Annotated in this window: 12 protein-coding genes; 10 read left to right on the forward strand and 2 right to left on the reverse strand. The window is 49.7% G+C overall.

Annotated elements, in window-relative coordinates; all coding sequences use genetic code 11:
- Together NSU18_RS12050 and NSU18_RS12055 are read left to right on the forward strand one after the other, a co-directional pair.
- The gene (locus NSU18_RS12050) at positions 1 to 390 is read left to right on the forward strand and encodes a MerR family transcriptional regulator (RefSeq protein ID WP_341019511.1); all 390 of its coding nucleotides are present in this window, start codon (positions 1 to 3) and stop codon (positions 388 to 390) included.
- A gap of 104 nt (positions 391 to 494) precedes the next feature.
- Positions 495 to 701 carry a hypothetical protein gene (locus NSU18_RS12055; protein WP_341149111.1) on the forward strand — a complete coding sequence of 69 codons (207 nt, stop codon included), beginning with the start codon at positions 495 to 497 and terminating at the stop codon, positions 699 to 701.
- 98 nt (positions 702 to 799) lie between these two features.
- Here the strand turns inward: NSU18_RS12055 and NSU18_RS12060 are convergent, their stop codons facing one another.
- Entirely contained in the window at positions 800 to 1,774 is a 975-nt protein-coding gene (locus NSU18_RS12060; RefSeq protein WP_341019509.1) for a 2,3-diaminopropionate biosynthesis protein SbnB, read from the reverse strand.
- A 254-nt stretch (positions 1,775 to 2,028) separates the two neighbouring features.
- Between NSU18_RS12060 and NSU18_RS12065 the strand changes: the two genes are divergently transcribed.
- The 4 genes from NSU18_RS12065 to NSU18_RS12080 all read left to right on the forward strand — a co-directional run bounded on the left by NSU18_RS12065 (position 2,029) and on the right by NSU18_RS12080 (position 5,554).
- Entirely contained in the window at positions 2,029 to 2,724 is a 696-nt protein-coding gene (locus NSU18_RS12065) for a response regulator transcription factor (RefSeq protein WP_341149112.1), read from the forward strand.
- Position 2,725: 1 nt separating this feature from the next.
- On the forward strand, positions 2,726 to 3,769 hold the full coding sequence (locus NSU18_RS12070) for a HAMP domain-containing sensor histidine kinase (RefSeq protein WP_341149113.1): 1,044 nt from the start codon (positions 2,726 to 2,728) through the stop codon (positions 3,767 to 3,769).
- Between the two features lie 118 nt (positions 3,770 to 3,887).
- Positions 3,888 to 4,838: an ABC transporter ATP-binding protein gene (locus tag NSU18_RS12075; protein ID WP_341149114.1), complete on the forward strand. Its 951-nt coding sequence runs from the start codon at positions 3,888 to 3,890 to the stop codon at positions 4,836 to 4,838.
- Positions 4,838 to 5,554, forward strand: coding sequence for an ABC transporter permease (locus tag NSU18_RS12080; RefSeq protein ID WP_341149115.1), 717 nt, complete (start codon positions 4,838 to 4,840; stop codon positions 5,552 to 5,554). The genes NSU18_RS12075 and NSU18_RS12080 overlap by 1 nt, the downstream gene beginning before the upstream one ends.
- A gap of 11 nt (positions 5,555 to 5,565) precedes the next feature.
- Here NSU18_RS12080 and NSU18_RS12085 read toward each other — a convergent pair whose 3' ends face one another.
- Positions 5,566 to 7,890: a helix-turn-helix domain-containing protein gene (locus NSU18_RS12085; RefSeq protein ID WP_341019499.1), complete on the reverse strand. Its 2,325-nt coding sequence runs from the start codon at positions 7,888 to 7,890 to the stop codon at positions 5,566 to 5,568.
- A gap of 227 nt (positions 7,891 to 8,117) precedes the next feature.
- Here NSU18_RS12085 and NSU18_RS12090 point away from each other — a divergent pair, with 227 nt between their 5' ends.
- Genes NSU18_RS12090 through NSU18_RS12105 form a run of 4 tightly spaced genes read left to right on the forward strand, consistent with a single transcriptional unit; the run spans position 8,118 to position 12,564 of the window.
- On the forward strand, positions 8,118 to 9,053 hold the full coding sequence (locus tag NSU18_RS12090) for an ABC transporter permease (RefSeq protein WP_341019498.1): 936 nt from the start codon (positions 8,118 to 8,120) through the stop codon (positions 9,051 to 9,053).
- Positions 9,054 to 9,077: 24 nt separating this feature from the next.
- Positions 9,078 to 9,950 carry a carbohydrate ABC transporter permease gene (locus NSU18_RS12095; protein ID WP_341019496.1) on the forward strand — a complete coding sequence of 291 codons (873 nt, stop codon included), beginning with the start codon at positions 9,078 to 9,080 and terminating at the stop codon, positions 9,948 to 9,950.
- 58 nt (positions 9,951 to 10,008) lie between these two features.
- Positions 10,009 to 11,571 (forward strand): extracellular solute-binding protein, encoded by a 1,563-nt coding sequence (locus tag NSU18_RS12100; protein WP_341019494.1) that lies wholly within the window; start codon positions 10,009 to 10,011, stop codon positions 11,569 to 11,571.
- Positions 11,572 to 11,604: 33 nt separating this feature from the next.
- Positions 11,605 to 12,564, forward strand: coding sequence for an MTP-1 family protein (locus tag NSU18_RS12105; RefSeq protein WP_341149116.1), 960 nt, complete (start codon positions 11,605 to 11,607; stop codon positions 12,562 to 12,564).
- Position 12,565: the final 1 nt, after the last annotated feature.

Consider the following 12,565-nt stretch of genomic DNA (forward strand, 5'->3'; position numbering starts at 1 on the left):
ATGAAGACCTATTCCATAAGCGAAGCCGCAGCGCATTTCAACATGACCCCGCATACCCTGCGTTACTATGACAAAGAGGGCCTGCTCCCTTCTATAGAGAGAACGCCCAGCGGCAAACGTGTATTCAAGCCCTCCGACATGGAGGCCCTGAAGATCATTGAATGCCTGAAGGCCTCCGGGATGCCCATCAAAGAGATTAAGCATTTCATTGAATGGTGCTCCGAAGGAGATTCCACCCTGCAGCGCCGATACGACATGTTCCTGGAGCGGAAGGCTTCCGTAGAAGCGCAGATGGAGGAATTAAGAAAAACGATGGAAGTCATAGACCATAAATGCCACTATTATAAGACTGCCCTGGAAAAGAGTATGGAAGTGGTCCGCCAATCCTAACCAGCCGGGTGGTTCACCAGTCTCCGCTGCGGTTATCGTTACATAGAACGGTTATCGCAGACACATCCTAAGACAGAACCTGCACATAGAAGGGAGATTTACAGATGAAGGATGATCACAAAGCTCCGCTCGACGGACGCACCGCAGGTGTCCACCCGATCCCGGAGGGCGAATCCAGTCCGGCGGACGGTCAATCGGAAACAGACAAGCTGGATGAGATCGTAGGCGCCGTGCTGGGGAATGACCCGGAAGTAGCCGCTCCCGGCCTTGCACCAGAACCGGAAGAGAAGAAGCACCGCAAGCATCGGTAAACTAACTACTTGGCAGTAAATAACCAGACCGGACAAGAGTATCTCTTATCTCTTGTCCGGTCTGGTTATTTGTTGTGCTGAGCTTGCTGATCTTGCCGCTACTCCTCCAGCTCCTTACCATACCCGCGATTCAGCGCTTCACGATAATACAGTGATCCAATGGCAATATCAAAGGCAGCCATTCCCATCGGATTGAACATGACCGCTTCCTCCTTCGGGTATTTGGCCAGCGCGTTGCCGCAGACCACCTCAACGATAGATGCCGTGTCTTCCTTCCGCAGCCCTCTTTGATGATGCATATGTTCAATATCCGTATTCGCACGGCACACTTCATCCCAGTCATCGACAATAATGGCAGAGGTGTGGCTTAAGATCGCCGGGGTGAAATCGCGCAGTGACACATTCAGCAGCAGACTCTGATCTTTGGGCTTGCGGTCAATGTAACCGGAGCTGGATATGGTACAGGTAACGAACAGATCAGCCCCTTCGTAGGCTTCCTCCCATGAATCCACAGGCCGTACCCTTGTTCCAAGCTCTTCCGGGATAGCTTGCAGCGCATCTTGATTCGGATCAAAGATCCGAACCTCCTCCAGCTGGTCCCCGAGCAGCTGATTCAGCATCGACAGATGGAGCTGGCCGATCGGCCCGAACCCGGCGATACCGGCAATGATTTGATCGGCAAAAGGGTGTACCTTCTCGAATTCCTGAATCATCAGCCCGCTGACTGAAGCCGTGCGAATCCCGGAGATGAGCGGACTGTTGATTATAGCTACAGGCTTCCCGCTGCCTGAATCATTCAGGATCGTCACCGAGTGGGCACGGGGAAGCTGCCTGGCATGGTTACCGGGAAAGCTGGCGATCCACTTGATGCCGGCCATCCCGATCTCTCCGCCCACATAAGCGGGCATGGCAATAATCCGGCTGCTTGGATCTTTATCAAAGAGCAGATAGGGTTTAATAGGCTGGGAAAATTCATGCGCTGCCATCACTTGGACAGCACTCCGTATGGTATCGACACTTCTGTTCCAGGGAAGCTGTATGCTCTGTAAATTTGCAGTATTTAAGTATAACATGCTTAAGGCCTCCTCTGCTTATAGGTCTGGCTGCGCGGGCTGACCAAGCTTTTCATCACCGCCTTATCCCTGTAAGCAATTACGCTATTCAGCCGTTGTCTCAACATATGCCGGCGAAGTATACAGGTATACCTCACGCTGGCCTGACAACGCGGTATTTATCCAGCGCCCGACCGGGATCTGCAAGTTTGCAACAACAACATCAAGCCATTATGATTAACCACAGAATGGTTATTGCCCCGGGAGGTAGTCTAGTGTCCAAAACAATATTAGTGGTAGACGATGATGAAGAAATCATGAAGCTCATCAGCAAGACGCTAAGGTATGAGCAATTCGCTGTCATTACGGCCAGTTCGGGGAGAGAAGCTTTATCTGCGGTGGAGGATCACCCTATTGATTTCGTTGTTCTTGATATCGTCATGCCTGATATGAACGGACTGGATGTCTGCCGGACGATCCGGTCGTCTTATAATGTTCCGATTATGTTATTAAGTGCGCGCGATCAGGACATTGATAAAATTGTCGGTCTGGAAATCGGCGCAGATGATTACATGACCAAGCCGTTCAGTATTCAGGAGCTGGCCTCCAGGATCAAGGCTCATTTCCGCAAGGTGGACAGGCTGCACAAAGAGTGGGGCGAGCTTAGTTCCGCCAAAGACAAGGCCGATGCTCCGCTCATTTTGAATGACAAAACGTATGAAGCCTTCCTGTACGGCGGGAAGCTCGATTTATCCGCGAAGGAATTTCAAATTCTGTCTATCCTGATGCGTCACCCCAACCAGGTACTGAGCCGGGAGCAGATCTATGAGAACGTCTGGGGAGACGAATACGGCGAGATCAACACTGTAACGGTTCATATCAAGAATATCCGCAAGAAGCTGGGTCCTGAGTATGACTTTATCAAAACCATCTGGGGCATAGGCTATAAATACACAGAAAGAGAGCAATAGCATGAAACTGAAAATAAAGCTTCCCCTGTTATTCCTGCTGATGCTGCTGATTCTAATGTTCTCGATTGGTTTGTATTTAAAGTTTGTCTTTGCAGTATATTCCCCCATACGTACCACTTTGCTGGACTCACCCTATGTAGTATTACTGCTGCCCATCTTCGTCATCGCCGGCTGCATATTTTCCATTCTGATCGTCTATATTCATTATTATATTGAGAAGCCTATCCGGCGGCTGAATGCCCGGCTGGAGGAGGTCAATGTGGTCCATCCCCTGCCTCCACTGGCTTTGAAGCGCAAGGACGAGATCGGAGAGTTATATAAGCACTTCAACAATATGGAGCACAGGCTTCAGCTCGCCCATAGAGAGCAGACCGATATGATTGCCGCCATCGCCCACGATTTGAAGACACCCCTGACCTCGATTAACGGCTTCACTGAGCTGCTGGCTACACATGAGGACTTACCCGAAGCTGAGAAGCAGGAATATTATGAATTGATTCAGCGGAAGTCAGCCTACATGGTGGAACTCCTCAATGATTTCTCCAGCTTCACCAAAGAAAAATCGGAGCTTGAATCCATGACCGCTAAGCCTGTAAAGGCGACAGAGCTCTTTGCCGACATTGCTTTTGAATATGAGTATGAGCTGGCGGGTCTTGATATTGAACTGGCTTGCCGCCATTCCTTCACGGACAGTATATGGCTGACGGTTAATGAACCGATGATTCGCCGGGTGTTCGGCAACCTCTTCAGTAATGCTGTTAGATATGGCGGCAAGCCAGAGCTTAAGGTGTATATGACCGGATATCTGCGGGAGCATCATGCCTATTTTCAGATTGAGGATAATGGCATTGGTGTGCCGGAAAAGGATATGTCTTCGCTGTTCCTCAAATTCTTCACGGTGGACCCGTCGCGGCAGATCCGTAAGGGCGGACTTGGGCTGGGACTGGCAAGCTGTAAATCAATTATTGAACATCACGGGGGCGAGATTGCGGCCTTCTCCTCCGAATATGGCGGACTCGGGATCAGATTCAGTCTGCCTTTATAGTTTTTTATACTTTCTTCAGATCTGTTTATTTTTCTTTTAATAAAGCTTCATGTTTGGATGTGACAATAAGTTGTAGCAGGATACAACAATCACTGGAACCAAGCAGGAGGTTTGACAAATGAGTATTTTATCTAAGAAAAGAATCGGCAGCACGCCCGCCATACAAATTGACGGAGTGCACAAAAGCTTTGGGGACTATACCATATTAAACAATCTTTCGCTGGAGGTCAGCCGGGGAGAGATCTACGGATTCCTGGGACTGAACGGCGCCGGGAAGACAACGACGATCAAGATGCTCCTGGCGATGATTAAGCCTACTTCCGGCAAGCTCTATATGTTAGGGGAGAAGGTCGACGCCGGAAACTCCAAATTATGGAGCAACGTCGGATATTTGGAGGAGGCTACCTTTTATCCGGATCTGACTGTGACGGAGAATCTTGATATCGCACGGCGTATGCAAGGCTTGCCGGACCCGGATGCTGTGCATCAGGTCATCTATAAGCTGGGGCTTACGCCGCACAAAAAGAAAAAAGCCAAACATCTCTCACTCGGAAACAAGCAGCGCCTGGGACTGGCTAAAGCAATGATTCATAACCCGGAAATTCTAATTCTGGACGAGCCTATCAACGGCCTTGATCCTGCAGGTGTTGCGGAGATACGGAATATGTTATACAATCTGGCGCACAATTTCGGCATCACGGTATTTATATCCAGCCATCTGTTAGAGGAGCTCTCGAAGGTATCCACACGGATTGGCATTATTCACGGCGGCAAGCTGGTGCAAGAAGTCGCAATGGACAAGCTGGAGCAGTCCTTGGAGAAAAGTCTGGTCGTGAACGGCCGGAACAAGCCTGCCTTAAAGAAGGTGCTGGAGGAGCATGGCTATAACTTCGTGGATACAGCGGACGGTTCTATTAAACTAACCAATGAACATGCCGCAGATCATCCTGAACGGCTGGCTGAACTGCTCGTGCAAAGCAATCAACCGCCAACGTCGCTCCGGGTAGTTACAGAGGACCTGGAAGGCTATTTTCTCCGCACCATCGGGGTTAACAGGGGGATTGTATAATGAATATTCTATCGGTGCTACATTGTGAGCTTCGCAAGATTATCCGCTCGAATGTATTCTGGATTATGTTCCTGGTTTTAGGCTTCGGGCCCATCATGATGGGCGTCGGAAATGTATTATCCAGTGACGCCGGCGGTGTCACCTGGGAAGTGTATTTAACCGGATTGCTGGAGACACTTGCCCCGCTGGGACTGATCGGGTACACCTTTGTGGCGGCCTGGGTCTTCGGACGGGAGTTTTCGGACCGGACCATTAAGGATTTACTGGCCAAGCCCATTTCCAGAGCAAAAATTGTATTGGCCAAGTTCCTGGTCATTTTAGCATGGTGCCTGCTACTGTCCATCTATATGTTCGCTATTGGTCTTGCCGTAGGAGCCATCCTCGGTGTTGCAGGCGGGTCCGCCGCGTTCATTTGGAGCTTATTCCTTAAGTTCCTGGTCACTTCGCTGTTGTACATCCTTGTGACCGCGCCAAGCATTCTGTTGGCTAATGTGACCAAGGGCTACCTGGCACCTCTGGGGCTCATCCTGATTATCGTCATTCTGTCCAATGTGCTCAGTTCCTTTGGATTCGCGCCTTATTTCCCATGGACCATCCCGTCGGTATTCCAAAGCACCGGTTCGCTGCAGCTGAGCAGTATCATCATCATTGCGTATACCGGGATTATCGGAATCGCCGGAACCTTTGCCTGGTGGAGATATGCGGAGCAGCCTTAAGCGGGAAATGATCATCCTTCATCATCCATCGTGCCCTTCATCGCCTCCTGCTCACGGAAGGCCGAAGGGGTCAGCCCGTACTTTTTCTTGAACAGGGTGGAGAAGTAAGTGATATTGTAGATCCCGACCGCTTCGCTGATCTTGGCCGCCGTGTCAGGAGTTGAAGCAAGCAGCTCCTTCGCTTTGTCCAGCCGGGTGTTGTTCAGATATTCACTGAAGGATTGCCCGGCCGCTCCTTTGAACAGCTTGCCCAGATAGCTGGGGGACAGTCCGGCGATTTTGGACACCAGATCAAGGGAGATATTAGGCTCGGCATAATGTTCATGGACATAATTCTGCACTTTTTCAATGAGACTATTATGTTTCTTGGCATTCATCCAATGATGTTTGTCTTCAATTAACTTGCAGATGGTGGAGCAATAGCGGTTGAATATGTCACGGATTTCCGTCAGATCCTCAGCACCTTCAATCTCGGTTACCGCCTGCAGGTAATCATTGAAATTCGAATCCGGCACATGCTGTAAATAGTCAAAAGCTTTGAGCAAAGATAACATGAGCTGCGTGCTGAAGGTAATGATCTGATGAACCGAACCGCCGGATAGGGTATCGATAAATTCTTCTATCGCGCTAACAATAGGCTCCGGCTTGCCCTGCTGGACGGCATCTATCAGCTTCTTCTCGCAGGCGGCGGGATAGCTTAAGACCTTCAACACATGGTGCCGTGTCGCTGCTGCATCCAGAATCGCTTCCTTCCCATAGATTAAACGGTATTTCACATACTGCTGGGCTGAGGTGTACGAGGACGGAATATTCCCCTTGCCAAAGGAGATATCGCCTATCCCTATAGATACCGTCACCTTGAAATAACGATTCAGGAAGCTTTGAATATTACGCAAGGCAGGCTTTAGCTCCTCCGGGAGCTGATTTTTCGTGTATTGAAGGATGGCAACAGCTTCATTTCCGCCCATAATGAGCACATCACAGGGGCCGATATGCTCCAGCAGCTCTTTGGCGATATTCCCCAGCGCGAAGCGCAGCAAGGACTGCTGTTTCCCCTCTACCCTCTCCCCTGCCGGCTCAAGCTCATTGATCTTGAACACCAGCACGCCGAAGAACGGTCCGGCAACCTCCTCTCCAATCTCCTTAATGATTTCGCTGGAGGCAGAGTCCTCCAGGGAATGACCCCGCAGCAAGGCATGTAGATAATGCTCACGGACCGTCCGGGAAGAATGGCTGATAACGAACTGCATCGATTTCTCACGTTCATGATAGGATTGGAACACTTCATTCACCATCTTGTACTCATCTATCAGTGCCAAGCCGGATGCGGGCTTGACCGGGCTTGGCATCACTTTTTCCAGCAGCGCCGATAAAGGCTTATTCATATTCGAGGTCAACAGGATAGAGCTCAACAGACCTGCAAGTACAATTCCGGCGGTCACCAGCAGCGTAATTCTCCGGAGCTGATCAATATTAGAAATAAGCTCCGAATACGGTGAAACGCTTACAAAATACCAGTTCAGTTCCTCTGATTTCACATAAGTGACCAGATTCTTTTGGTTTGCGATCGTCGTGGTGAAGCTGTTCTCCGGTTGGTTCTCAATTAATACCGTCCGTACATACTCCTCCCCGGATAGATCATCCAGGAACAGATTGGAATCGGTATTGGACAGCACTTTACCTTCATTATTGATCACGAAGACATTATTGGCCGCGTCTGCTTTGCCTATCTTACGGATGGTCGTCAGTATCGACTGCTCCTCCACATTGATATAGATTAGCGGATTGCCTGCGGTCTGGTATGCGAAGTTCGGATACAGCAAGAAGGTCAGGAACTGTAAGGGTCTGCCGTTGTTGCGGCTGGCAACCTTCAGGCTGCGCGGATTGAATTCCATGTACTGCTTCGCGCTAAGGGCAGTGAGCGATACGTCGAACGGAAGCCCGGCGGTATCGACTGTCGTGCCTGTAGAAGGCCGGTGGATTCCGATACTGTGGATATAAGGATTCAAATTGGCAATTTGCTCAATCTGCTGAAAAATATGATAATTGCTTACCTTGTTCTCTGCCGTCTCATCCAGAAACGAAAGGATCTCCGGTTGAGTCAGCAGTGTATTTCCAATCGTCATGACCTGATTATAGACTACATCCGAAGCGTACGTGATCTGAGATAACATTGCCCGGGAATTGCGTTCGATCTCCTTAATGGCGCTTCTGGAGAACAGGGAGAAGAGTACACTGGACAGCAGACTTACGGTTAGAAGCACGAGAAGGAAATAGGAGATCGTGAGTTTTTGAAATGCCTTGTATCGAACAAGCCGGTTGATGGTTGCCCGCATGTTGTATTCCTCCCCAAGCTGCACGTTATCATTTCTAAATATAGTACATTCTTGACTGAAAAGGTACCGGATCAGGCGAAAATGAAAGCCATTCCGTTTTTTTGAAAGCCTTGAACCCTTATTTGAAAGCGTTTGCCGGGTTTTAAAATAGACACTCGTTGCGGCTATGACTAAGCTGAAATCAAGGCAACAGTCATCTATTACAAACAAATAGGGGGGAACAGGAATTGAAGAAGAAACGGCGTTCAGGGCTCAGCATACTGTCAGACATCCGCAGAAATGGCACATCCTATTTGTTAGTTTTGCCGGCCATGGCATACACGTTTATTTTCGGCTATCTGACCTATCCTTATATGGTCATTGCTTTCCAACGCTTCAATTATACAAAGGGAATCTTCCATAGCGAATGGGTCGGCTTCAAAAACTTTGAGTTTTTCTTTCGTTCCAATAAGGCGCTTACAGTTACCTTTAATACCATTTACCTCAATTTACTGTTTATTGTTTTCGGTACGCTGATGGCGCTGGCCATTTCACTGGTGCTGAATGAGCTGCGCAAGAAGCTGTTTGTGCAGATCAGCCAGTCGCTGATGTTATTTCCGAACTTCATCTCATGGATCGTCATCAGCTATGTGCTGTACGCGCTGTTCTCCATGGATATGGGCGTGATTAACAGAATCCTGAACCAGTTCGGCATGTCCTCCGTCAACTGGTATACCGAAGCCCAGTCCTGGCCGGCGATTCTGACCATCATGCATGTGTGGAAGGGCGCCGGCATGAGCGCGATCATCTACCTGGCAACCATTACCGGCATCGACGAGACGTTGTATGAAGCCGCCGAGATTGACGGGGCGGGCCGCCTGCAAATGTGCTTCCGGATCACGCTTCCGCTAATGATGCCAACGGTTATTATCCTGACCATGCTCTCGGTCGGCAAAATTATGTACGGCGATTTCGGGATGATCTATGCGCTCATCGGGGACAACGGCACCCTGTATTCGACTACAGATATTATTGATACGTATGTATTCCGTTCATTGCGCCAGATCGGCGACCCTTCCGAAGCGATGGCCGTGGGACTGTTCCAGTCCGTCATCGGATTTATCCTTGTCTTTGGTACCAACGCCATTACCCGCAAGTACTTCAAGGATGGCGCATTATATTAAATCCGGGAAGGAGGAGGAGTATTCATGAAAAAATTCTCAATCAGCAGAACGGTCATGTACACGCTTACTGCGGTCTATTCGGCACTGTGCCTGCTTCCGATGCTGCTCGTGCTGATGATCTCCATCACGGATGAGGATGCCATTCTTAAGAACGGCTACAGCCTGTTTCCGGAGAAATTCTCCCTGTATGCCTATAAGCTGATCTTCACTAGCGGCTCCCAGGTCATTCAGAGCTACGGCATTTCGATCTTTGTCACTCTCGCCGGTACCACGCTGGCCCTGCTGATTACTTCTATGGCAGGCTATACCCTGGCGAACAAAAATGTGAGGTACCGCAATCTGCTGGCCCTGTACTTTTTTATCACCATGATTTTCTCAGCCGGCATTGTGCCCTGGTATCTAATGAACCGCGCACTCGGATTAACCGATAATATTCTTGCTCTGATTATTCCGTCGCTCCTGTTCAGCCCGTTCAACCTCTTCCTGGTGCGCAATTTCATGAACGGCATTCCTGACTCGCTGCGGGAATCAGCCACCATAGACGGGGCCAGCGATATTGTCATTGCCTTCAAAATTTATCTTCCGTTATGTAAACCGGTACTGGCGACAATCGCCCTCTTCTATGGATTGGATTATTGGAATAACTGGTGGAATGCGATCATGCTGATTGATACGAAAGACCTGTACCCGCTGCAATTCATGCTGCTGCAGATGCAATCGGAGATCAGTATGCTGAACGATATGGCCATGCTGGCGGGAACAAGCGACGTTACACTTCCTTCGGAGTCGGTCAAGATGGCAACAGCTATCGTAACCATCGGGCCGATCATTTTCCTGTATCCTTACTTACAGAAGTACTTCGTGAAAGGGCTCGTGATCGGTTCGGTGAAAGGCTGATGTCATCCCTTAGGGGTTAACATATATAAGACAACATAAGAGGAGGTCCGTATTATTCATGAGAAAATCCTATGCAACCCTGTTAGCTGTGGTGCTTGCCCTGTCCACCCTGGTTGGGTGCGGCAAGGCCGATAATGCCAGCCCTGGCGCAAATGGAGAAAGCAATGCTTCATCCCCGAATGCAGAGAAGGCTAATAGCTCTGAGGTCGTCAAGATCAAATACGTGGTTCCCGGGACCGAGCCTAAGGATTACCAAAAGGTGTTCCAGAAGGTCAATGAGAAGCTGGCTGCAGACGGTGTCGGCGTTGCCGTAGAGAAAATCTTCATCCCCTGGGATGCTTGGGACCAGAAGCTGAACCTGATGCTGTCCACCGGTGAAGAGTTCGATCTGTTTCATGTCATGCAGGACCGCACTCCTTTTTCCAATTACTATACCCGGGGTGCACTGGCAGATATCTCGGAAGAGATTGAGAAGTACGGAGCTAACCTGAAAAAGAATATTCCGGAGGATATCTTTAGCGGCGCAACCATCGGCGGGAAATATTATATCGTCCCCTCCTACTGGGTTGAAATGGCCAGCGAGGGCCAGTTCAATATCCGCCGCGACATTCTCCGCGAGAACAATTTGCAGGAGCCCACAACTCCGGCTGAGCTGATCAGCGCCTGGGAAGCGGTGATGAAGAACTGGAAGGGAAAGAACAAGCCTTACTTAGGCACCCGGGCCGATTTTGACCCGATCAATCTGCATACCTCCATCCTGCACCGGACCTATGACACCTTCCCGTTCACCGTTAAGGATAAGTTCTTCTATGTCAACCAGAACGGAGAAGTCAAATCCTGGATTGAAACCGACGAATTCAAAAAGGATGCCGCCTTCATGCACGAGCTGTACACCAAGGGAATTACGAATCCTGACATCCTGGTCATGAAGCAGGAGCAGGTAGATGCCCAGCTCGACAGCGGGGAGTGGTTCGTGCGCCTGGGAACCGGCGGAAGCTTGAACGGACTCCAGAAGTACAACCCGGATGCTACGGTAGACGATATCGGAGTGGTGTGGTTTAACCCGGAAAAAGAGTATCTGCGTCCCCTCTCCTTCAAGAACGGAAATGCCGTGCCGGCGAACATTAAGCATCCCGAGGCCGCCGTTAAATTTATGGATTGGATGCTGGCCAGCCAGGATAACTATGACCTGGTTCAATATGGCATCGAGGGTGAGCACTACACCAAAGATGGCGACAAAGGCTTAAAGCCGATCAAAGACCCGAACAACAATAATAATCCGCGGTACAGAGGCTCTGATTCGCAGAACGGCAATGTGAACTTTATGCGCTTTGACCCGGAGAGCAGTATTCCTGAGAATAACAAGGTCTTATTCGAGCCTAATCAGAGTGCAGTCAATAGTATTGCAGCCAATTTTATTTTTGACCCGACGAATGTAAGAACCGAATACACCAATATTCTCTCCGAAGCTTCAGCCAGCATCACGCCAATTTATATGGGGGTGCTGGACTATGACAAGGCCTTCCCCGAAGCGCTGGATAAAATGAAGAAGGCGGGTCTGGACCAGGTTGTTGCGGAATACCAAAAGCAGTTTCAGGAATATAAATCTTCTCTTCACTAAAAAGTGCTGCTAGAATAAAGGAGTGGAAAAATTTTGAACCTGCATCAGCAAAAAAAAGAATTTGAAGCAACAAAAACTTTTTATGAAAGCGCAACCCTTTCCTTTAAAAACGTGGACGGATTTGATGTTTATAATATTTCAATACCTTTTGAAAGGGAGGGTAAGCGTTACTTGTTCGGCCGGGTAGAACGCCGGGAGGAATGGGCCCGATCCTGGGTCCGTCTGTTCGAGGAAACAGGCCAGGATGAGTGGACACTGGTGGAGAACAGCATGATCTATACGCTGGAGGACCCGTATATCACTGAAATAGGTGATGAGCTTGTACTGGGCGGAACGCATGTGCAATATCAAAGCGGCAAATACAGCACGTATTTCGGTTATTTTTACCGGGGGACGGACCTTCACGACTTGTACTACTTCACTACAGGTCCCAACAAAATGAAGGATATCCGCCTTGTTGCTCTGGCGAACGGCAGAATCGGCGTCTTCTCGCGTCCGCGTGGCCATGAGGTGAAGGGCCAATATGGCAGCGAATCGATGATCGGCTTCACGGTGATTGACAAGCTGGAGGATTTGACCGCTGAAGTCATTGAGAATGCCCCGTATATTCATGGTATCTTCGGAGCAGGCGAATGGGGCGGCGTCAATCAGGCGTACCTGCTGAGCAGCGGCAACATCGGGATCATCGGCCATATTTGTTATTCGCATCAGGAGGAGAACGGGCAGGACATCAAGGTCTATATGAACATGTCCTTCATCTTCGATCCCGTGACCCGGGAATCCCATGACCTGCATCTGATCGGAAGCCGCTCCTGCTACCCGCCCGGACCTGCCAAGGCCCCGTATTTGACGGACTGCGTCTTCTCTGCGGGGATTGTGATGCGTGAGGATGGCAAGGCCGATCTGTACAGCGGTGTTGGCGATTGCCAGGCCGGACGGATTACGATCGACTATCCGTTCGCATCTTACGGAAGCATTGTCAAAATAGATTGAA

The sequence above is a fragment of the Paenibacillus sp. FSL H8-0048 genome (assembly GCF_038002825.1).
Classification (GTDB): domain Bacteria; phylum Bacillota; class Bacilli; order Paenibacillales; family Paenibacillaceae; genus Paenibacillus_AQ.